Here is a 22,392-nt window from a genome sequence, read left to right as displayed (position 1 = left end):
CGTGCCGCCGCGCCGGGCCGTGTGGCCAGGCGCGGCGGCCGGTTGCCGACAGTCCTGCAAGTCGTACGAAGCTACTTCATCAACATCGTCTTGCCGGTCAGCGAGCCACGCACGTGGCCGGTGGCCGGGTCGACGAACTGCACGCGGTACAGGTACACACCCGCGGCAGGGTCTTCCTTCGCGAACAGGGGCACATTGGCCTCGCCCTGTTCCAGGTTGCCCAGTTCACGACGCTCGACCAGGCGGCCGCGTACGTCGTAGACCTCGATCGTGACCAGGTTGCGGTCCGGCATCGCGAACGCCACCTGCGGCCGCGGCGACGGATTCAGGCTGCCCAGCGCCTGGGCGTAGCCCTCGAACGGGGACGGGCCGCCCACACCGGCGATGTATCCGGCCTCGAGCTGGGCGATGGCCGGGCAGCAGGTGCCCTGCCACTCGCGCTGCCACCAGGTGCGCGTGCCGTAGCTGTCGGTCGCCGTCTGGAAGCTGTCGCCGTCGAACAGGTTCACGCCGATGAAGAGGGCGCCGTCGCCCAGGTTGGCCGGATAGCCGATGGCCGTCAGGTCGATCTCAAGCTCGACGGAGTAGCCGTTGTCCATCTGCAGGCCCAGCGTGTCGACGGTGGTGCCGGCGTTCATGTGCGCGGCGATCTGCGCCGTGCCGGCCGTCACCATGCTCAGCAGGTCGTCCTGGGCCGAGGCGGTGCCGTCCTGCGCGACCTGGAAGGCCAGGCGCAGGCCCAGCAGGGTCTGGTCCGCACCGCGCAGCACGCGGTCGTTGATGGTCACGATGGCGCCGTCCCAGCGGTTCACGTCGGCATGGTACTGCACGACCGCGTCACGCACGTCGAAGCCGAGGTACAGCTTCGAACCGCGGTGGTACATCTTCACCGTGGCATCGGCCGGGTCGATGATGAAGGCCTGGCCGCCGTTGACGCTCGGCTGGAACTGTCCCGCGCGGAACGGCCCGACGCCGGGATAGGTCTCGCGCAGGGCGGCATCGTCCCAGCGGATGTCGAACGCGTAGATGTCGGGGCTGGTCCACACGGCTTCGTTCAGCGAGCCGTCCAGGGTGGGCACGGCGTCGATGGCCTGGATGACCAGGTCCGGCGCAATGGCCGGCACCGGGCCCGAGGCGGTGGTCACGTCCGGACGGGCGTGGATCCGCACCTCGTTGTACCAGGTGTCGTTGCCCCAGGGGCCCTGCCACCAGACGCGGTTGGCGCTGAAGGTGACGGGGCTGATCGGCCAGAAGCCGTCGCAGTCGTAGATGGACATGTTGAACTCGACGACATCGCCGTTGGCGTCGGTCACGTCGTAGCCGATGGGCGTCAGGTTGAAGCGCATCTCGGTCGTGTAGCCGGTGTCGGCGACCGTGTCGCTGTTCGAGGTGCCCTGCACAGTGGTCACCGCGTCCCAGGCGTCGATCTGCGCGGGCGTGCGCGGTGAACCGTGCGGCAGTTCGGCCCAGGCGCCGATGAAGCCGGGCATCTGGCCGACCGGCTGCGGATCCAGGTTTTCATCGTGCCACCACGAGTAGAGGTATTCCAGCACGCCCTTGGGGGTACCGGCCGCCGCGTGGTTCTTCAGGCCCATCAGGAACCCGTCGAAGCGGTTGAACGAGGCGCTGCCGCCCACCGAGTTGTCCAGCACCACGGCGCCCATGTAGAGCTGGTTGCCGCGCACGAGGAACTTCACCGTGGCGTAGGTGGGATTGGCGGGCGGGTTCCAGCCGGCCTCGGTCTTGAAACCGCTGCCCGGAATGCCCGCGTCCACGCCGTACTCGATGACCCAGGACTCGGCCTGGGCCCAGTCGGCCTCGTTGAGCACGCCGTCGAGCGTGATGTCGGCCTGGGCCGTGCGGGCCCAGATCGCGTCTTCGCGGGGCGCCTGCGCGAACGCCGGCAGCACCGCCGCTGCGATGACTCCGCCGACCAGCAGAGTCGTGATCCACTTTTTCATGTTGCTACCTCCAGAAGGGTGCTGTTTCGCGTCCAGATCGTTCGCCGCACTGACTTTTTCCGGTTTCCTGTCTGCCGTAACGTCGTTCCCCCCGCGGTCTACTTCCGTACCCGCCTGACCGGCCCCGCGCCGCCGGCCGCTTCCTCGAAGATCCCCGTGCCGGCGACATCGGCGCCGCACGACTGCCGCACCGTGAGCACCGCCGGCAGCAACTGCCGCAGGCTGCCGCCCGCCGAACCGGCTTCCATGGCCCCCATCATCAGGTCCACGGCGCGCTGGCCCAGGCCGCAGGCATCCACGTGCACCGTTGTCAGCGGCGGGTTCAGGTAGCCCGCCATCGCGATGTCATCGAAACCCACCACGGCAATGTCGCGCGGGACGCGCCGACCCGCCGCCCGCAGCGCCGCCAGCAGGCCCACGGCCATGCCGTCGTTGGCCGCGAACACGGCCGTCGGCCGCGGCCGGTGGCTCAGGATGGCCACGCCGGCCTCGTAGCCGGTCGATTCGCGGAAGTCCCCCTGGATGACCAGCGCCGCGTCGGGATCCAGGTCGGCGTCCGCCAGCGCCTTCCGGAACCCCCGGGTGCGCTCCTCGGCGTCGACGTTGCCCTGCGGGCCGGCGATCATGGCGATATCGCGGTGGCCGAGACCGACCAGGTGGGCCACGGCGGCGCGCGCCCCGCTGAAGTTTTCGAAGGCCACCGAACAGCAGCCTTCAACTTCCACGCGCGGGTTCAGCAGCACCACGGGCACCCGCCGGCGCACACGTTCGACGGTTTCAATCGAAGCTTCGTCCGGCGCCATCATGATGAGCCCGTCGATGCGACCGAGCATGGCCCGGCCCGCAATGAGGACTTCTTCGCCGTTCGAATGGGAGCTGGAAAGGAGGATCTGGTAGTCGTGGGAGCGGGACTGGCGATCGATGCCGCGGATGACTTCCGAATAGAACTCGCCGAAGAGTTCCGGGAGCATGACACCCAGCGTATGCGTTCGCCTGGTGGTCAGGCTCTGCGCGGCGCCGTTGGGCCAGTATTCGAGCTGGGAAGCCACCTCGAGCACGCGACTGGCCGTATCGGGGTTCACCAGCGTGTGGTTGTTGAAGACCCGGGAGACGGTGGCGATGGAAACGCCGGCGACACGGGCGACATCACGAATCGTGGCCAAGTTGGTCCCGCCTGCTGTCCCCGCCCGCCGATCCTCCGGCGCCGGCGGGGCATCCCCCCACTCCAGCCGATCCAGCCGCGCTGACGCTCCTTCGTCCGCTTCCGATGTAAACGGTTTCATACTTCCGGGGATCGTGTCAAGCCCTCTTTGACAAACCCGCCCCGGACAACGTAGGATTCACGCCATGCCCGGCGCCGTGTGGCGCCGTCCCGCTGCCGCCAGGAGGCACCAGGCCTTGCCTAATCCATCAACGAATGTTGCCCGCCCCGGCGGCGGGCTGGTTTTTTCTGCCGTGGTGCTCGGCGGGCCATCCCCAGTTCAACAATCGCGTTACATGGTTTTCAGCCGAGCCGACGGCACGGGTTTCTCGCAGGCCGGCAACGTGGCGCTGACGACCGGCGCCCAGCCCGAACCGGGCACTCGCGACGGCCTCCTTTTTTATGTGCGCGACCTCGACGCGGGAACCTGCTGGCGCCTCGGCAACCCTGCCGGCGGGAGCCGGGTGGCCGGGTCGACCTATGAAAACGGTGCTGTGCGGCTGGACCACCGGCAGGACGAAATCGAAGCTTCGCTGACCACCTGCGTGATCCCCGGACGTCGCGCCGAACTGCGGCGCCTGGTCCTGGTCAACCGGTCGTCGCGGACGCGGCGGCTCGACGTCACGTCGCTGGCCGAGCTCGTGTTGAACGAGCCGGCCGCGCACGCCGCGCATCCGGGATTCTCCAAGCTCTTCATCCAGACCGAGGCCGAGCCTGCGCTGGGCGCCATCCTGGCGCGGCGCCGCCAGCGCTCGCCGCAGGAGTCCTGGCCCGTGCTGGTGCATGTGTTGGCCGGCGAGGGTCCGTTGCAATGGGAGACCGACCGCCTGCAGTGGCGCGGGCGCGGCCGTCATCGCGACGAACCGGCGGCGCTGGCGCCCGGTGCGATTCTCGGCGGAAACACGGGAAATGTGCTCGATCCGGTGGCCAGCCTGCGTCGCGGTTGCACGCTGGCGCCGGACGCCACGGCCACGTTCACGTTCCTGCTCGGCGTCGGCGACGATCGCGCGGCAGCGCTGGCCCTGGCGCAGCTCGCGTCCGACCCGGCGGCGGTCGACGCCGCCTTCGCCGCTGCCGCGGAACGTGCGGCTTCCGATGCTGCAACGCGCGGCTGGACGCCGGCCGAGGACGCCGCCGCGCGCGAACTGGCGGCCGCGATCCTCGAAGGCGATCCGCGCCTGCGGGCCCCGGCCGGGGCCCTGGCCCGCGGCGAGGGTGTGCGCCCTGCCCTGGCGAAACTGGGACTGGGCGCCGGCGACACGCTGGTGGTCGTCCGGTCGGCTACCGCCCAACCGAAAACGGTTACAAGACTGGCGACCCTGCACGCGTTCTGGCTCGAACTGGGCCTGCCGATCCGGCTGGTCGATATCTCGACCGCCCCCGAGCTGACCGGCGGCGACGCCGAGGCGCTGGAGGCATTTGCCCGCCTGGTCATCAGCGACGGACTGCCGGCGTTGCCGGGCGCAGGCGCACGGCTCCCTGCCGCGGCGCTGCCGGCCTGGCAGGGTCCCGCTCTCCTGCCGCGTGACGAGACACTGCGCTTCTTCAACGGCTGCGGCGGCTTCAATGCCGACGGCAGCGAATACGTGATCCGGCTCGAGCCCGACGGCGAGGGCCGCCTGCACCTGCCGCCGCTGCCGTGGACGAACGTGATCGCCAACGACCGCTTCGGCTGCATCATCAGTGAAACGGCCCTGGGCTCGGCCTGGTGCGACAACAGTCGCGAGAACCGCCTGACGCCCTGGAGCAACGACCCGGTGCTCGATCCCCCGTCCGAGGCCCTGTACCTGCGCGACGAGCAGACGGGCGCGGTCGCTTCGTGCCTGCCGGGACCGGTGGCCGGCGGCGGCGCCTGCGAAGTGCGCCACGGATTCGGCTACACGCGCACCCTCAGGCACCTCTCGGCCCCCGCGCAGCTCGAACTCGAGACGACCGTGTTCGTGGATCGCGACCGCCCGGTGCGCCTGTGCCGCGTGCGCGTGACCAATACGGGAACTTCCGCCCGGCGCCTGTCGCTGTTCGCCTGCAGCCAGCTGGTGCTCGGTGGACTGGCGGCGCAGGACGGTCGCCTGGTGGTCACCTCACGCGACGCTGCAAGCGGCGCCCTGCTGGCCGGCAACCGTTCCGCGGGTGTCTTCGGGGACCATGTCGCGTTCGCCGCCGCCGTGGCGTCGACTCCGGTGACGGCCGTGCACGTCACGACCGACCGTGCGGCGTTCCTGGGATCCGGGCGCGACGCCTCGTGCCCGGCGGCATTGGGCGCCCCTGCACTGGACGGCCGCACGGGCAGCGGCCTGGAGCCCTGTTTCGCGTTGCAGACCGTGTTCGAGGTCGCGGCCGGACGGTCGGCGGAGATCACGTTCCTGCTGGGCCAGGAACGCGGTGAGGACGGCGCGCTGGCCCTGTTGTCGGCGCTGTCGAAGCCCGGGGCGTGCGAGGAAGCCTGGACCCGGGCGCGTGACTTCTGGCGCGACGGCCTGGGCGGGCTGCGGGTGACGACGCCGTCGCCGGCGCTCGACCTGATGCTCAACGGCTGGCTCGCCTACCAGACACTGTCGTGCCGGGTGCGGGGTCGCTCGGCCTTCTACCAGTCGGGCGGCGCCTTCGGGTACCGCGACCAGCTGCAGGACTCGCTCTCCCTGCTGCCGATGTGGCCGGAGCTGACCCGCCGCCAGGTGGTGCTGCACGCCGGTCACCAGTTCAGCGAGGGCGATGTACTCCACTGGTGGCACCCGCCGCTGGAGGCCGGCATCCGCACGCGCTTCGCCGACGACCTGCTGTGGCTGCCGTACATCGCCTGCGAGTACGCGCGCCAGAGCGGCGACTGGGGCGTGTTCGACGAGGCTGCGCCGTACCTCACGGCCGGGCCGCTGCCCGAAGGCGAGGACGAGGTCTTCGTCTGGGCCACCGACAGCGGACAGCAAGGCAGCGTGTTCGAACACTGTTGCCGCGCCCTGGACCGCTCGCTGACCGTCGGCGCGCACGGCCTGCCGCTGTTCGGCACCGGCGACTGGAACGACGGCATGAACCGCGTCGGCCACCAGGGCCGCGGCGAGAGCACCTGGATGGGCTTCTTCCTGGTCAGCATCATCGACGCCTTTGCCCCGCTCTGCGAGCGCCGCGGTGACCACGCGCGCGCAGCAAGGTACCGCGCTCATCGCGGGAAGCTGGCCGGATCCCTGAATGACGGCGGCTGGGACGGCGGCTGGTACCGCCGGGGCTACTACGACGACGGCGCGCCGCTGGGCTCGCACGAGAACCGCGAATGCCGCATCGATGCACTGGCCCAGGCCTGGTCCGTGCTTTCGGGAGTGGCCTCCAGCGAGCGTGCCGAAGCGGCAATGGACCAGGTCGAGTCGCAGCTCATCAGCGACGACGAGCGCCTGGTGCGGCTGCTCACGCCCCCGTTCGTCGACACGCCGCGCGACCCGGGTTACATCCGCGGCTATGTGGCCGGCGTGCGCGAGAACGGCGGCCAGTACACGCACGCGGCCACGTGGGTCGTACGGGCGATGGCCCAACTCGGCCGGCGCGACCGTGCCGCAGCACTGCTGGACCTCCTGAATCCCGTGCTGCATGCGGCCACCCCGGCCGGATGCGCGCGGTATCTGGTTGAACCCTACGTGGTGGCCGCCGACGTCTACGGGGCCGAACCGCACGTGGGGCGCGGCGGCTGGACGTGGTACACCGGCTCGTCCGGCTGGCTGCAGCGCGTGGCGCTGGAGTCGGTGCTGGGCGTGCAGCTCGAAGAAGGCGAAGTGCTGGTCGTGGCTCCCTGCGTTCCCGACGACTGGCCGCGGTTCAGCGTCGAATGGCGACTGCCCGGCGACCGTACGACCTATGAGATCGTCGTCGCGAACCCGGGCGGCTGCAGTGCCGCCGTTGTCGCCGTGACGATGGACGGAGAGTCACTGGTCCCCTGCGCCGGGCGCGCGCGCGTGCCCCTCAGGCGCGACGGCGCGCGGCATCGGGTCGAGATCACCCTGGGCGAGGGCGGCACCACGGCATGAGCAGCACGTTTCCGGGCGGCTTCCTCTGGGGCGCGGCCACTTCCGCCTACCAGATCGAGGGTTCGCCGCTGGCCGACGGCGCCGGCGCCAGCAACTGGCACATGTTCTCGCACCTGCCCGGGCGCATTGCCGGCGGGGACAACGGCGACATCGCCTGCGACCACTACCGTCGCTGGCCGCAGGACATCGCGCTGATGCGCGAGCTGCAGCTGCAGGCCTACCGGTTCAGCCTGTCGTGGAGCCGCGTGCTGCCCGAGGGAACCGGGCGCGTGAACACGGCGGGCCTCGACTTCTACGACCGCCTGGTCGACGGCCTGCTCAAGGCCGGCATCACGCCGCTGCCGACGCTGTTCCACTGGGATCTTCCCTACGCCCTGGACGAACGTGGCGGCTGGGCCGAGCGCGATTGCGCCGAGTGGTTCGCCGACTATGCGCGCGTGGTGTTCGCACGCCTGGGCGACCGGGTCACGAACTGGATGACGCTGAACGAGCCTTGGGTCGTGGTCGACGGCGGCTACGTACACGGGGTGCACGCGCCCGGCCGGCGCGACCTGGCTGCCGCAGCGCAGGCGGCCCACAACCTGCTGCGCGGACACGGCCTGGCCGTGCGCTGCCTGCGGGCCGAGGCTTCCGGCAACATCGGTATCGTCGTCAACCTGGAGCCGAAGGACCCGGCCAGCGACGCGCCTGCCGACCTGGACGCGACACGGCGCGCCGACGCCTACATGAACCGCTGGTACCTGGACCCGCTCCGCCTGGGGCGCTACCCCGACGAGATGAAGGAGATGTTCGGCAACGCCTGGCCGACGTTCCCCTCCGGCGATTTCGCGGTGATCGGCGAGCCCATCGACTTCCTCGGCCTGAACTACTACACGCGCTCGGTCAACCGCGCCGACGCCGACGCCGCGCCTACCGGCGCCGCTCCCGTTCGCCAGGCCGGCGCCCTCTACACCGAGACCGGCTGGGAAGTGCGCCCCGAGAGCTTCCGGCAGGTGCTCAACTGGATCCGCAGCCGCTACGGCGAACTGCCCATCTACATCACCGAGAACGGCGCCGCATTCGCCGACCCGCCGGTCGATACGGACGGACGCGTGCGCGACCCCCTGCGTACGGCATACCTGCGCTCTCACCTGGGAGCGATCCGCGACGCCATCGCCGACGGCGTCGACGTGCGCGGCTACTTCGCCTGGTCGCTGCTGGACAACTTCGAGTGGGCCTGCGGCTACGCCAAGACCTTCGGCCTGGCGCACGTGGACCCCGCCACCCAGGCCCGCACCATCAAGGACAGCGGGCGCTTCTACAGCGACGTCATCCTCTCGAACGGTGCGGCCCTCGACGGCTGAACCCGAAAGGGCCGGCCCTGGAAACGAAAGCCGCGGCGTTCGCGAAAGCGGACGCCGCGCTTCTTTCAGGTGTTCGCCCCGAAGACCCTTGAGATATGGCCGATGAATCTGGTATGGTTTCGTCGCATCGCGAGGCGCCCCGCCGGGCGGCTCAACGCCCACCCCGACGAAACCGTTGGGAATCATGACCTTGAAGATGATTCTGGCCTGCAGCCTGGCCCTCGTGGCTGCGCCCGCCATCGCGGGCACGCTTTGCGGCACGGTCCGCGATGCGCTGACCCTGGCCCCGGTCGAACGCGCGGGCGTCTTCCTGCGCCTGACCGACTGGTCGGACACGGGCCTCCATGCCGCCAGCGATGCCGCCGGCGCCTGGTGCATCGACAATGTGCCGGCCGGCACCTACCACCTGGATGTCCGCGTGGACGACTATCGCATCGGGCTGGTGCGCGACGTCGTGGTGACGGACTCGGCCAGCGGCATCGACATCGCGGCGCAGTTGCCGACGACCGGCATCGATGCCCCTTGGCCCAACCCCGCGCACGGGCAAGTGAGCTTCCGCCTTCGCCTGGGTGCGCCCGGCGCCGCATCACTGGCGGTCTACGACGTCGCCGGTCGGCGCGTGCGCGCCTGGGCCGACGCCGACGCGGCTGCCGGCGAACGCACGCTCGACTGGGATTTCCGCGACACGCAGGGCTTCGAGGTGCCCGCGGGCCGCTACTACCTGCGCCTGGAGGCCGGTGGCGCCGTGGTGACGCGGCCATTTGTCCGGGTGCGCTGAGTCATGGGCATCATCTGTTCATCAACCACGAACCAGCGGGAGTTCCCGATGTCGACTTCGCCCCTTCTCCGCCCGGGCCGCCTGATGGCGCCGTTCCTCCTGGCCGCGACGCTGCTGCTGGGCGCCTGCAACACCCAGCAGGGCGTCAGCCCCCTGCCCGAACCGCAGCGCGAGACGGGCGCCGTCCTCGGCGGCGCCGTGCGCAACCTGGACGGGGGTGCCGTGGCCGGCGTCGTGGTGACGGCTGAGCCCATGCAGGGCGGCATGGCCGCCAGCGTGCGGGCGCGCCTGGACGCCCAGGCGCGGGGCGATGATGTGGCCGCCGCCGCGAGCGCTGCCGGCGACAAGTCCGGCACCGGTCGCCGCGCCACCGTCACCGACAGCCGGGGCTGGTACGCCTTCGCAGGCCTGGAGCCCGGCGCGTACCTGGTGACGACCGAGGCCCGCGACCACCAGGCGGGCCGCGCCACGGCCACGGTGCCGGAGTTGCGGGCCGCCGCCCTCGCCGAGACCACCTTCGTCGACATCGCGCTGATCCCGACCGGCACGTTCCACGGCGTCGCCTCGCTCCAGAACGCGGGCAACCACCAGAGCACGGTCGTCTACTGCCAGGGCACGTCGTATGTCGCGGTCACCGACCTGAACGGCGACTACGTGATGCGCGACGTGCCGGCCGGCGCCTACACGCTGATCGCCACGCACGGCGGCTGGCTGGACGGCAGCGCCGGCGGCGCCATCGCCGCGGCCGGCGACAGCGTCGAGGTTGCGGGCATCACGCTGCTGCGCGAGAACAACATGCCGCCGATGGTGTCCATCACCAGTCCCGTGGACGGCGCCAGCGTCTCTCAGCTGATGGCCTCGTTCACCAGCGTGGCCAGCGACCTGGACGGTTCCATCGTGCTCTACGAATGGGATTTCGAGGATGACGGCGTCTTCGAGTACTCCGGTCCGGCGAGCACGATCTCCAACCCCTACGCGGCGACCGGCGACTATCGCGTCAAGGTGCGTGTCACCGACGACCGGGGCGCCATCGGCCTGGCTGTCGTCCGCTTCACGGCCGTGGAAGACATCTATGTTTCGGCGGCGACAGGCTCGGACATCAATCCGGGTTCGCGCATCGCTCCGGTGGCCACGATCACCAGGGGATTCGACCTGGCGCAGGAAGCCGGCAAGCCCCTGGTCCTGATTGCAGCCGGCTCCTACAACGAGAGCGTTGTCTTGCGCGACAGCGTCTCGGTGATCGGGGGCCTGGACGGCAGCGACTGGACGCGCAGCGCCGGCGATCGCTCGACCGTGCTGGCCACCTCCGCAGCCGTGCCGCACCTGAACGTCAGCAGTGCCACCATCACCGGGCTCGCCTTTGTCGCGCCTGCTGCGACCCTGCCCGGCGCCCCGTCGATCGGGCTGTGGCTGGCCAGTTGCGTGGACCTCACGTTCAACGACTGCGCGTTCACGTCGGGCGCCGGCGCCGACGGAGCGGCGATCTCGGCCGCCGGCAACGGCAATGCGGGGGCCACCGGCAATCCCGGGCAGAACGGCAGTCCCAACAATTCCGGTGGCGGCGCGGGCGGAAGCGGGGCGGCCACCTATGGCACCGGCGGCAGCGGCGGCACCGGGGGCTTCAACGGCAACGGCAGTACGGGGGCCACGGCATCGGGCGGCGCGAACGGCGGCACCGGTGGCCTGGCTGCGAACTCCTGTGCGGCGTTCGGCGTCACCGGCGGCAACGGCAACCCCGGCTCATCGGGCAATCCCGGCAGCAACGGCAGCGGCACCCCCTCGACCGTCGGATCCGTCTTCGGCATTTCCTGGGTCAGCAGCAACGGCGGCAACGGTACCACCGGCTTCCCCGGCTTCGGGGGCGGCGGCGGCGGGGGCGGCGGCAGCGGTTACGACCAGACCCTGAGCTGTTCGGCCGGCCGAGGCGGCGGCGGCGGCGGCGGCGGCGGGGGCGGCCAGGCCGGCAACGGCGCCCAGGGCGGCGACGGCGGCGGCGCCTCGCTGGCCGTGTTCCTCTACAACAGTTCGCCGACCTTCAGCGCGGACTGCGTATTCACCTCCGGCCACGGCGGCGACGGCAGTGCCGGCGGCAACGGCGGCCAGGGCGGCGCCGGTGGCACGGGCGGCAGCGGCGGCGCCGGCGCGGACCACAGCGGCGGCGGCGGCTTCGGGGGAGTGGGCGGCGCCGGCGGTGGCGGCGGCGGCGGCCAGGGCGGACCGGGCGGGCCGTCGATCTGCCTCTACAAGGCAGGCACGTCGGCGCCCGTGCTGATGGGCGCCCCGAGCATGGCCACGGGCCTGGCGGGTAACGGCGGCAGCGGCGGCCTTCGCGGCGGCGTCGGACCGGCGGCGGCCGCGGGGCCGGCGGGAACGGCGCAGGCCATCTACCCGTAGCGGGAGTCGGTCTTTTCCAAGGCAACAAAGCGCGGGGCCCGGCCGGTATGCCGATACCGACGGGCCCCGCGCTCGATTCCGGGAGGCAAGGAGATCAGTCCGTCGCCGCGCCCAGCAGGTCCAGGTACGCACCTTCGACCAGTTGCGCCGGCGCAATGCCCAGCTCGCCCATCAGCGCGTGTGCCTCGGCCTCGCCCACTTCCGCCGTCTCGTCGTCGCGCAGCACCACTTCCAGTTCCAGGAACTCGCCCAGGCCTTCGACGCGGTCCAGGTGCACGCGCGTGCGGCCGACCAGGTAGAGCGTGCGCCGCTTGCGCACGCGGCCGATGGTGCCCAGGGCCAGGGTCAACGCCCGGCGCAGCGCATCGGGATCCTCGACCGGGGCGATGGTGTAGAACGATTCTTTGGGTCCGGCCGCGTCCGCGCGGCGGTAGTAGATCAGTTCGCCGTGGCCGCCGGCGAAGGCGCGCAGCTTGAGGCGTCCGCTGTCGCAGCGGAAGAACGTGTCGTCCTGGATGATCTCGTGCGGGCCGTCGGTGGCGAGGGCGACCGCACGCGCCTCCACATCCTTCAGCGCCGGCCCGCTGCCGAGGCGGGCCTTGATCTCGATGTTGCGGGGCATGGCTCCTCCAACGGACTAGCGTGGGTTGCGCAGGACGATCTCCCGAACCCACAGGCCTGTCACGCCCGATTCACGGCCGGCCAGCGCACGGAAGCGCCCGAGGGCCGCTCCGCCGTCCGTGGCCGGCCGCGGCGCCGCCGCCTCCGCAAGGCCCCCGACGCCGCGCAACCGCTCGATCACGCCCGCCTGGACACCCGTGTAGGCAACGGCCCGCCCCGGATCCGGGGCCGCAAGGCCGGAGGCACCGGGCTCCAGTTCGGGCACAGGCTCGGGACCGGCAACGACCAGGAATGTCTCGCGGCCACCGGCGCTGGTGACGGTCCAGGCAACCTCGCGCCCGGCCATCGGGCCGGGCAGGACCAGCGTGGAGTCGGCCGGCAACGGGTTGCGCAGGTCGAAACGCGGCTGCGGAAAGAGCAGGTACGCCTCGCCCTGGTCGTCGGCGTTGAGCACGTAGACCCACACCGGACGGCTGGCGCGCCAGCGCAGGAGCAGGCGATCGCCCGGCGCCACCACATCGTCGTTGAGCAACGGCGTCGGCGCACCTTCGCCGTCTCGCATGAGCGTCGCCTCGACCGACCACGCGGCGTCCGGCGTCAACGGACCCGGCGCGCGATCGCGCCCGGCAACCACGACGATGGCCGCCACGGCGACGATCGCCGCAGCGCCCACGACCATGACGCGCCAGGCGGCACGGCGACCGGCAGACGCCGGTGCTGCGGCTCCGATCGCGGCAGTGGCCAGGGCCTCGACGAACGCCGTCGCCTGTCCGGGGCGCTGTGACGCCGCCGGCGCCGTCGCCGACGCCACCGCGGCCAGCAGCGCGGCCGGCAAGCCGGGCCGGCATTCAGCCAGCGATGGGCTCGGTCCATTGGCCGCGGCAACGCGCAGGGATTCGAGCGTGCCGGCCGGGAACGGATGCCTGCCGGTGAGCGCGTACCACACCAGCATGCCCAGCGCGTAGATGTCCGCACGCGCGTCGGGCGCCGAGCCGAACAGAAGCTCGGGCGCCATGTACATCGGCGAGCCGGCAATGGCCATGGTCGCGGCGGGCGCTTCGCGGCGCGCCAGCCCCAGGCCGAAGTCGGTGAGCACGAAGCGGCCGTCGGCGTCGCGCACGATGTTGGCCGGCTTGATGTCGCGATGCAGCAGGCCCGCGGCATGGACTGCAGCCAGCGCCGAGCCGATCTCACACCCCAGGCGCGCGGCCTCGCCTGGCGTGAGCATTCCGTGCGCCTGCACATGTTCCTCGAGCGTCTCGCCCCGCACGAGTTCCATCCACAGGCCCACGCGTCCGTCGTGCTCGTCGATGCCATGCACCGCCACCACGTGCGGATGCCGGATGCGGGCCAGGGCGCGCCCCTCGGCCAGCAGCGGCGAACGGTCGGCGCCGGCGTCGGCGCCGGGAGCGCCGGCCCGCAGCAGCTTGAGCGCCACCTCGCGGCGCAGGCCGGGATCCCAGGCACGGTAGACTTCGGCCTGGGCGCCGACGCCGCAGCGCTCGAGAAGGAGCAGGTCGCCCCAGCGCGGCACGTCGCCGGGGCTGTCGGGCAATGGATCACCGGAAGCCCCTGCACGCTGCAGCCCGCGGTTGAAGCTGTGAATGCGGTCCACATCGCGCAGCGCCTCGATGACCGGCAGTTCGGCCGGTCCCATGCGGCGCACCACGGCGTCCCAGTCGATGACCTCGCCGTCGGAGACGGACCCGAGCAGCCCGGCCAGGCGATCGTCGTCAGCCCTCATGGCCCATCGCTTCCGCCAGGCGACCCAGTGCGCGTTGCACGGCCATGCGCGCCGCGTCGCGGCTCGGCCGCCCGGTCATCGAGGCGATCTCGCCGTAATCGAAGTCGAGTTCAATGCGCAGATGCAGCAACTCCTGGTCCTCCCGGCCGAGACCGGCCAGCGCGCGCTCGTAGCGGTCGAGCACGGCGCCGCCGATCGCCTGTTCCAGGGGCGACGGGCCATGGTACGGCAGGTCCTCGGAAAGCTCCTCGCGACCCTGGCGACGCCCGGCCCAGCGCACCTGGTCCCTTATACGATTGAGGACCGCCTGGCGAACATAGGCCTGGAAACCGCCGGGCCCGCGCACCTCGACCCGGTCGATTCCCTGCAGCGTGCGCAACAGTGTTTCCTGCACCAGGTCGGTGGTGTCGAGCAGGGAACGGGCGCGCAGCGGCAGGCGGCCGCTGGCCCAGCGCTGCAGACGCGGCAGGTAGCGCGCCAGGAGCTGTTCGCGCGCCGCGTCGTCGCCCCCGCGTGCCAGCGAGATCAGCTCGCTCGTCGCCAGCAGGGAGATGTCGCGGGAGCCGTCGCTGTCCCCGACCGGTCCGCCGTTTGCGCTCACATCCATCACACCCTCCCGCCCTGCGGCGCTTCCGTCCTCATTCGCCGGTCGCGGTGAAGGCCGCCCAGTAGAACGGATGCGTGCCGCGGCCGTCGGCCCGGCGAGCGCGCAGGATCTCGCACGAAGCCTCCTGCATCGCGCGGCCCGTCCCGGAGGCCCCGGCAACCCGCGCGCGATGCAGGGCCGTCATCCACTCCGACGTGGCATCGTCGTCCACTGCCCATTGGCTGGCGATCACGGCGCGGGCCCCGGCCAGGCGGAACGCCCGGGTCAGGCCCAGCACGCCTTCGCGATTCCAGTTCTCCGCCACGCCCGACTCGCACGCCGACAGCACCACCCACTCGGTACCCCGAAGATCCAGCATGGCCACTTCACTGGCGGTGAGCAGGCCCTCGTTCTCGTCATCGCTGTCGGCCGCGGCATTGGCCCGGCCAGAGCCAGCACCACGCGACGGCCGAGCCACGGCGATTGCGGCGCTTCCCCGGCGGCCGGCCTCGCGCCCGCCCCGCCGGCAGGTGCCACGCCGCCCACGCCGCGTTCACCTTCGGCCATCCCTGCTGTGCAGAGATCGTCGAGGGCGACAGCGTGCGTGGCCAGGTGGATGACGCGCCTTCCCGGGGCCAATCGCTTGAAGGCCGCCTCGGTCGCCGCACCGCCGCGCAGCACCTGCACGTCGGTGCCCTGCTCGCGGGCGATGGCTTCGATCTCGCGCACAGTGCCAGGCAACTCGGCGAAAACGGGCGCCAGCCCGGACCGGCAGTCGGGCAGCATGGCGCGCGTCGACGCGACAGCCAGCGGCCGCGGGGCAGCGGGCGCGGACGCGGGCGACGTTTCCATCGCTCCGGCGAAATTCACGCCGCCGACCGCGAGCAGTCCCGAGGATGGCGTCGGTTCGGCTGCCCGCAGCAGGTCGCGTTCGGATTCGAGCACCGTCAGGCCGGGACCGCGTTCGACCAGGTACGCCTCGTCATCCACCGGGAGCGCAGCCCACGCCATGCGGTGCAGTGGGCCATCGGCAACCACGACCACGTCCTTGGCGTTGCCCGTCAGCGGAGCGATGACATCCCAGGTCAGCTCGCGCAACCGACGACCGGCATCACGGCACGCCTGCTCGGCGCCGGCTTGCCCCTTCGGTGAGCGCCCGGCCAGCGATCGCCACTGCGAGAGGGCGGCCTCGATCCCGGATACGGCGCCCAGGTCACGCACGCGCACGCGGCCCTGCCGGTCGAGCACGAACGCGGCCAGGTGATCGGGCTTGCCACGCGTGCGCACGGTCGTGAACGCCACGAGGGCCGAGCCGGAAGGAAGCGCCGAGCGCACTGCCTCGAGGTTCACGTCGCCGGTGCCGCTGCCTGCCGGAGCGTGCGTCCGAGGTGCCACCGTGGCCCAACGACGTTCGGCGTCGTCGGCGCGCGCGCGCAGTTCAGCCAGGCGCACCAGCGCCGCCTCGTCGGTGGCACCGGCCGCGCGCACCTCGAACTGGGCCAGGCGCCGGGTCGCCGCCGCCCACGCCGCATGGGCGCGCAGCACCGACGTATCGCCCAGGGCCACTGCGGGCAGGCGACGGCGCATCACTTCGTCGCGCACCAGTCCCCGCCAGCGGATCAGTTCGTCCCAGGCGACGGCCGGGTCGCCGTGTCCCGCCAGCACAAGACTCAGCAGCGCGTCGAGTGAAGTCGAACGCTCGCCGGCCAGCGTCAGCCCCTCGCGGTCGGGAAGGGCACGCAGGTCGCGCAGCATCCGGTCACGCGACAACGACGCACCGGCGCGCGCGCGGGCCACCGCCTCCTTCGTGCGTCCCACCTTGGCCAGCGCCAGGCTGCCTGCGGCCAGCGCCCCGATCCCGGTATCGGTGCCGTGCAGGTCGTGTTCCTCCAAGGTCCGCTCGAGGGCCGTATCGGCTCGCGCCACCCCCGCCCGATCGCCCAGGTCGGCCAGCAGGCGCATCCGGATGATCTGCACGTCTGCCATCGCTCCCCAGTTCGGGTCGGGTCGCAGGCGCTCGACGGCCTCGGCGGCATCAATGAGGGCGAGCGCCGCGCGCGGGTCGCGGTCAGCGACAAGCTCGGCCAGCCCGACCCGTGCCTGCGTGAGCGAGCCGGTACTGGTGATGGAACCGGCCGCTTCGAACCGGTCACAGACACTGCGGAAACGGGCCGCAGCGGCGAGAGTATCGCCAAGGGAAGCCTCGGTCGTCGCCAGCGCCACCTCGGCCCAGAGGGTCTGCCGATGGTCCATGCCGAGCTCCGCCTGGTACACCGGCACCACCTGCCCGAGCAGGCGGTGGGCTCGCGCGAAATCGCCCATCTCGCTCAGCATGACCGCCAGGTTTCCCCGCAGGAGGGCCAAGTTGGCGGGACTGAAGTTCTTCACCGACTCGGCCACCGTCAGGGCCTGCAGCGACAGGTCGACCGCGCGCGAAAGGTCACCGTTCCGCATCTCGAACAGTCCGGCCCTTTGAAGACCCTGGACCATTGCCGAATGTGCGCGCCCCTTGCGCGTTTCGTACTCCCGCAGGGCGATGTCGAGTTCGGCACGCGCCGCATCGGGATCGCCTTGTTTCTCGAGGAGTTCGGCGATCTCGGTGTGGAAGTCGCCGATGCGACGGTCGCTCTCGATATTGCAGCCAAGGCGCGTCTCAAGCCCGGTGCGCATCGTCACCAGGGCGGAGTCTACCTGACCCAGGCTCATCTGCGCCGATCCCAGCCGGTACCAGGACTCGGCCACTTCTTCGTGTATCTCACCGTAGCCGGCGCGCCTCAGGGCCAGAGCCCGGCGCGCATGATCGAGCGCGAGATCGGCGCGGTTCTGCTCATCGAGGATGAGCGAGAGCACATCATGTGCGTCGGCCCGCACCAGGTCGCGATCGCCGGCGCCCGAGGGCAGCATGGCCAGCGCCCGGCGGGCCGAGCGCACCGCCACCGAGTCGGCCAGGGAGCGCCGGGCCGTGCGCGCGCGCGACAGGCACACCAGGGCGGTGGCGTGCTCGAGCGGGTCGGAACGACCTTCAATTTCCAACCGTGCGCAGGCAGCTTCGGCCAGGGAGTCGGCGCGCGCGTAGAACCGATTGTCGAAGGCGTGGCGCGAGGCGGCGATGAGTTCGGCCGGGGTGGTCGGTGCCGGCTGCGGCGTGTCACCACGCGCCGGCCCGGCGCCGGCCAGCAGGACCGGCAGCATTGCGAGCAGAATCCGTTTCGACATCCCGCACCTTCCCCACACGCGCCCCGACCAGGCGGCCTTCCATTCCCCGTTCAAGGGGGATTCTTCCACTCCCGGACCACGGGCCCCATGATAACCGATTCTGGATGATAATGGTGTTCATTTGACCCGTACCGCCCCGCAGGTCATCCGAGGAGCGGCCAACCCGGAAAGGACGGGGCCCGTGGCGCTTCGTCCGCCACGGGCCCCATTTCACGGCCCGGCCGATTCGGGCCCGCCGCCGGTGCGGCTACTCGTCCCGCAACGGCTGGCGGTGTCGTCCCCCGTCCCCCTCCTTGAGATCCGCCGCCCGGCGGACCATGCGGGCCAGGTCCTGCACGGCCTGGTCGCGCGGCAGTTCACGGGCCAGGCCGTCGGCGACCGGCACCAGCGAGGACAGGCGGCTCTCCTTCGCCCAGTAGCTGCCGCGCAGGATCTCGGCGAACTCGGCCGCGAGCGCCTGCGCACGGCGGTGCGGCGAGCCGTCCGGCTCCGACTTCGCGAACATCCCCCGCGTGATGTCGCGCTCGATCTCGGTGACCTTCCCGGCGTGGCTGGTATCGTGCTCGGGCGCCTCCCAGCGCAGGTGCACGGTGCCCAGGCGCGCGGCATCGTCCTCGTCGTCATCGCCGCTGCGCCCCTCACCCACCAGCTTGAGCTCGTACAGCGCGGTGACCTGGTGCCCGACGCCCACCTCGCCGGCATCGACGGCGTCGTTGCGGAAGTCGCGGTCGGCCACGTCGCGATTCTCGTAGCCCAACAGCCGCCAGCGGGACACGCGACGCGGATCGAACTCGACCTGCACCTTCGCCTGCGTGGCAATGGTCTGCAGCATGCCGGTCAGGTTCTCGCGGAACACGCGCTCGGCTTCGCGCGGGCCGTCGACGTAGAAGTAGTTGCCGTCACCCTGGTCGGCGAGCTTCTCCATCAGCACGTCGTTGTAGTTGCCCATGCCGAAACCGACGGTCGACAGGGTGATGCCGTCGTCCGAGCCGCGGCGAGCCAGCGCGAGGATGCCCTCGGCACTGGTGGCGGTGCCGGTGTTGGCCACGCCGTCCGAGCACAGGACCAGCCGGTTGATGATGCCGGCATCGTAGTTGCGCCGCGCCAGGTCGTAGGCCAGCGTCAACCCCTCCACCGCGTTGGTGCTGCCGTTCGGCTGCAACCCGTCGATGACGCCGAGGATGGTCGAACGCTGCGAGACGTCGGTCAGCGGCAGCAGCACGTCGCCGCGCGAACCGTACACTACGATGCCCACGCGATCGCCCTCGCCCAGCTCGTCGACCAGCGTGCGCAGCGCGCGCTTGACCGAGCCCAGGCGCGATTCGCGGTCCATCGAACCGGAGACGTCGATCACGAAGACCAGGTTGGCCGGCTTGCGCCGCCCGTCCTCGACACTGCGCCCGACGATGCCCACGCGCAGCAGGTGGTAGCCCTCGCCGAAGCGCGACGGCCCGCCGTCCAGCCCGATGCGGAAGGTCTCCGAGCCGTGGCGCTGCCAGCCGGCGTCCAGCGCGTTGACGAACTCCTCCACGCGAATGGCGTCGGCAGGCGGAAGTTCGCCGCGGTCCAGATAGCTGCGGGCGAGCGAGAACGAGGCATTGTCCACATCCAGGGCGAAGGTCGACAGCGCGTCGTCGTCGGTCGCCACGAACGGGTTCACGCCGGCGTGCTCGAAGTACATCAGCTCGAACTTCTCGCCGTTGGGGGGCGTGGTGCCGCCGGTGACGGAGCCGGAGCTGCGGCATCGCGCGCTTCGCGGCTCGCGTCGGCCCCGCCCGATCGGCCGCGGGACTGCCCCACGGCCAAACCTGCACTGCGCCTTCGCTCGCCGGGGCAGGCCTGGGCGCGCTGCCGTCAATCTGCATCGACACCTCGCCCGAGCGGCCGCCGCGCACGTACTTCTCGCCGGCGCGGTACACGACCCCGGCCTGCTTCGACAAGGCATCCTCGACCGAGTCGATGGCGTACTTGTCGAAGGTCTCACCGGTCGCCCGGCTCTCGGTCACCGCGCTCTTGATCTCGACCATGTACTGTTCACCGGTCACGTCGAACGGCTGCAGCGCGGCGACCACCACGGGCTCCAGCCCGCACGCCACGTCGGCGCGCCCGTCAACCGGCAGATCGACCGCCACGTCGAGCGGCGCGTAGCCCAGCATCACCACCTGCAGTTCATGGCGGCGGCCGGGCTCCATCTGCTCGAAGCGGAAAACGCCGGCCGAGTCGGTGCTGGTTCCCCTCGTGGTGCCCACGAGCATCACGTTGGCGAAAGCGACCGGCGTGCCGTCGGACTGGTCGACCACGCGGCCGGTGATGACACCGCTGCGGTCGGCAGCCACGGTCGCCTTCTGTGCGACGACCAGGCGCGGCTCGGCGGCCACGGCCGGCCCGGAGTCGGTGCGGTTCGCGGCGGCCTCGCCTCCTGGGACTCGCCGGCGAGGCCGGCGACGCCACCGGTTCGGCGGTTCCTCGCAGGCGCCTCATGTGCCTCGAGCGCCGCGACGGTGGTGCCGCCGCCGGACAGCGCGGCATGCTCCGCCTGTGACGGGCCGCGACCGGCCAGCCACCACGACACCGTCACGACGGCGATCGCCACCACCGACACCGTCGCCAGCGCCGGACGCCAGGCACGCGCGGCGGGACGGTGCGCTCCGCCGCCTTCCTTGTCCTTCAACTCGCGGCGCACCGCATACCACAGACTCCCGGCCTCGTGTTCGTCCAGCCGGTAACGATCGTGCTTCAGGTAGCGCTTCATGACTGGTTACCTCCCGGCAGCTCGCTGAAGACCAGGTCGTCGCCGCCCTGCAGCCAGGTGCGCAGGTTGCGGCAGGCCCGGTGATGATGGACCCGCGCCGTCGGCTCGCCGCAGCCCAGGACCGCGGCGATCTCGGCGAAGGGTGCGTCTTCCAGTTCGCGCAGCAGCAGCGCGGCGCGCTGGTGCGGCGACAGGCGGTTCAGGGCCGCCTGGAAGCCGTCCCCCAGGGCGGGGAACGTCGCTTCGGCGCTGGAAGACGTGAGGGACGTGCGCTCGAGGGCCAGCGCGGCAACCTTGCGGACGCCGAGCTTGACGCGCCGTCGCCAGTCGAGGCTCTTGCGCAGGCCCACCGCCCGCAGCCAGCTCAGCAGCGTGCCCTGCCCGCGGTACGTGTCCAGGCGCCCGAGCGCCGTCACGTAGGTTTCCTGCAGCAGGTCGCGCGCGGCCTCGCGGTCGCCGGTCTGGTAGACCAGGAAGTTGAACAGCGGCTGGCAGGTGGCGTCGTACAGGCGGCGCCAGGCCTCCTCGTCGCCCTGGGCGGCGGCGCGGGCCAGAATCAGGTCGGTTTCCGGCGCGGCTTCGGGGGGTGAAGCTCCGCCCTGCAGGTCATGATCGGCTTTTCCCATGTGCGTCCTCCTCGCTACGGACCACAAGACGAACGCCGGGAGGAGTCCGTTTACCTGCGGTCGCCGATCGAGCGAGGCGCCGGGGTGGCATGGCTGAATCTGCGGGCACCCGCAACCTGCTGTCAATCGATGGAGACCGTGGAAGGTTCCCGGCGGCCCGCATCCGGTTTGACGCCCCCGCCTGTCGCCGGTAGGGTGGGGAGGCGACATCGTCGGGTTTGGGGCCGAACATCGTCAGGAAGGAACCACGCATGCGCTGGCAGGGCCGTCGGGGAAGCAGCAATATCGAGGATCGCCGGGGCCGGGGCGGCCCGGCCGTGATCGGCGGCAGCCTGGGCGGCATCGGACTGGTCGTCCTGATCATCTACACGCTGCTGGGCGGCGATCCCACGGCGCTGCTGGAGCAGCAGTCGGGTTCGGGCCAGTCTGCCGGCATCGAGTCAGGCGGCCTGCCCGTCGATGATGCCAGCGACGAGGGCGCCCGGTTCGTCAGCGTGGTGCTGGCCGACACCGAGGAGGTATGGCGCGAGATCTTCGCGGCCGCCGGCGAGACCTACCGCGAGCCGCGGCTCGTGCTCTTCGAGGGCCAGGTGCAGTCGGCGTGCGGACGCCAGGGCTCGTCCGTGGGTCCGTTCTACTGCCCGGGCGACGAGACCGTCTACATCGACCTGTCGTTCTACCGCGTGATGCGCGAACAGTTCGGCGCTGCCGGCGACTTCGCCCAGGCCTACGTGATCGCCCACGAGATCGGCCACCACGTGCAGAACCTGCTGGGCATCACCGACCGCATGGAGCGGGCGGGCCGCGGCGATGCCAACGAACTTTCCGTACGCCTGGAACTGCAGGCCGACTTCCTGGCCGGCCTCTGGGCGCACCACGCGCAGCGGCGCTTCGACATCCTCGAGCCGGGCGATATCGAGGAGGCCCTGCGGGCCGCCAACGCGATCGGCGACGACAACCTGCAGCGCCAGACGCAGGGGCGCGTGGTGCCCGACGCCTTCACGCACGGCACCGGCGAACAGCGCGAGCGGTGGTTCCGGCTCGGGTTCGAGACGGGCGACTTCAACCAGGGCGACACGTTCGCGGCCGAGCGGCTGTAGGCATCCAGGCAGACGAAGGGGGCCCGGGCGAGCGGGCCCCCTTTTTCTGTCACGACCAGC

At 71.3% G+C, this 22,392-nt stretch carries 14 protein-coding genes and 1 pseudogene; 5 read left to right on the top strand and 10 right to left on the bottom strand.

Annotated features, from left to right (window positions below; genetic code table 11):
- Positions 1–71 precede the first annotated feature (71 nt).
- Positions 72–1,961, bottom strand: coding sequence for a hypothetical protein (locus IPG61_10540; protein ID MBK6734508.1), 1,890 nt, complete (start codon positions 1,959–1,961; stop codon positions 72–74).
- Positions 1,962–2,059: 98 nt separating this feature from the next.
- Positions 2,060–3,124: a LacI family DNA-binding transcriptional regulator gene (locus IPG61_10535; protein MBK6734507.1), complete on the bottom strand. Its 1,065-nt coding sequence runs from the start codon at positions 3,122–3,124 to the stop codon at positions 2,060–2,062.
- 334 nt (positions 3,125–3,458) lie between these two features.
- Between IPG61_10535 and IPG61_10530 the strand changes: the two genes are divergently transcribed.
- The 4 genes from IPG61_10530 to IPG61_10515 all read left to right on the top strand — a co-directional run bounded on the left by IPG61_10530 (position 3,459) and on the right by IPG61_10515 (position 11,687).
- The gene (locus IPG61_10530) at positions 3,459–7,172 is read left to right on the top strand and encodes a glycosyl transferase (protein MBK6734506.1); all 3,714 of its coding nucleotides are present in this window, start codon (positions 3,459–3,461) and stop codon (positions 7,170–7,172) included.
- Positions 7,169–8,515 (top strand): beta-glucosidase, encoded by a 1,347-nt coding sequence (locus IPG61_10525; GenBank protein MBK6734505.1) that lies wholly within the window; start codon positions 7,169–7,171, stop codon positions 8,513–8,515. Before IPG61_10530 ends, IPG61_10525 begins: the two co-directional genes overlap by 4 nt.
- Before the next feature lie 190 nt (positions 8,516–8,705).
- Positions 8,706–9,293: a carboxypeptidase regulatory-like domain-containing protein gene (locus tag IPG61_10520; protein MBK6734504.1), complete on the top strand. Its 588-nt coding sequence runs from the start codon at positions 8,706–8,708 to the stop codon at positions 9,291–9,293.
- Positions 9,294–9,341: 48 nt separating this feature from the next.
- Positions 9,342–11,687, top strand: a complete 2,346-nt coding sequence (locus IPG61_10515) for a PKD domain-containing protein (protein ID MBK6734503.1) — start codon at positions 9,342–9,344, stop codon at positions 11,685–11,687.
- Between the two features lie 94 nt (positions 11,688–11,781).
- On the opposite strand, the gene IPG61_10510 is transcribed toward IPG61_10515, so the two are convergent.
- From IPG61_10510 to IPG61_10475, 8 genes and pseudogenes are all read right to left on the bottom strand, one after another.
- A complete protein-coding gene (locus tag IPG61_10510) occupies positions 11,782–12,309 on the bottom strand; it encodes a class IV adenylate cyclase (protein ID MBK6734502.1) in 528 nt (175 codons plus the stop codon).
- Between the two features lie 15 nt (positions 12,310–12,324).
- Positions 12,325–14,052: a protein kinase gene (locus IPG61_10505; protein MBK6734501.1), complete on the bottom strand. Its 1,728-nt coding sequence runs from the start codon at positions 14,050–14,052 to the stop codon at positions 12,325–12,327.
- On the bottom strand, positions 14,042–14,659 hold the full coding sequence (locus IPG61_10500) for a sigma-70 family RNA polymerase sigma factor (protein ID MBK6734500.1): 618 nt from the start codon (positions 14,657–14,659) through the stop codon (positions 14,042–14,044). Before IPG61_10500 ends, IPG61_10505 begins: the two co-directional genes overlap by 11 nt.
- A 31-nt stretch (positions 14,660–14,690) precedes the next feature.
- Positions 14,691–14,963: a CHAT domain-containing protein gene (locus IPG61_10495; GenBank protein MBK6734499.1), complete on the bottom strand. Its 273-nt coding sequence runs from the start codon at positions 14,961–14,963 to the stop codon at positions 14,691–14,693.
- The gene (locus IPG61_10490; GenBank protein MBK6734498.1) at positions 14,924–17,854 is read right to left on the bottom strand and encodes a CHAT domain-containing protein; all 2,931 of its coding nucleotides are present in this window, start codon (positions 17,852–17,854) and stop codon (positions 14,924–14,926) included. Before IPG61_10490 ends, IPG61_10495 begins: the two co-directional genes overlap by 40 nt.
- Positions 17,855–18,101: 247 nt before the next feature.
- Entirely contained in the window at positions 18,102–19,535 is a 1,434-nt protein-coding gene (locus IPG61_10485) for a von Willebrand factor type A domain-containing protein (protein ID MBK6734497.1), read from the bottom strand.
- Between the two features lie 412 nt (positions 19,536–19,947).
- Positions 19,948–20,232, bottom strand: a pseudogene (locus tag IPG61_10480) (carboxypeptidase-like regulatory domain-containing protein).
- A gap of 370 nt (positions 20,233–20,602) precedes the next feature.
- Positions 20,603–21,232: an RNA polymerase sigma factor gene (locus tag IPG61_10475; protein MBK6734496.1), complete on the bottom strand. Its 630-nt coding sequence runs from the start codon at positions 21,230–21,232 to the stop codon at positions 20,603–20,605.
- A gap of 251 nt (positions 21,233–21,483) precedes the next feature.
- On the opposite strand from IPG61_10475, the gene IPG61_10470 reads away from it, so the two are divergent.
- Positions 21,484–22,332: a neutral zinc metallopeptidase gene (locus tag IPG61_10470; protein MBK6734495.1), complete on the top strand. Its 849-nt coding sequence runs from the start codon at positions 21,484–21,486 to the stop codon at positions 22,330–22,332.
- Positions 22,333–22,392: the final 60 nt, after the last annotated feature.

This window comes from bacterium (assembly GCA_016703265.1).
Taxonomy (GTDB): Bacteria; Krumholzibacteriota; Krumholzibacteriia; order LZORAL124-64-63; family LZORAL124-64-63; genus CAINDZ01.
The sequence above is the reverse complement of the archived record's forward strand: the minus strand, read 5'-3'. Positions and strand labels throughout refer to the sequence as shown.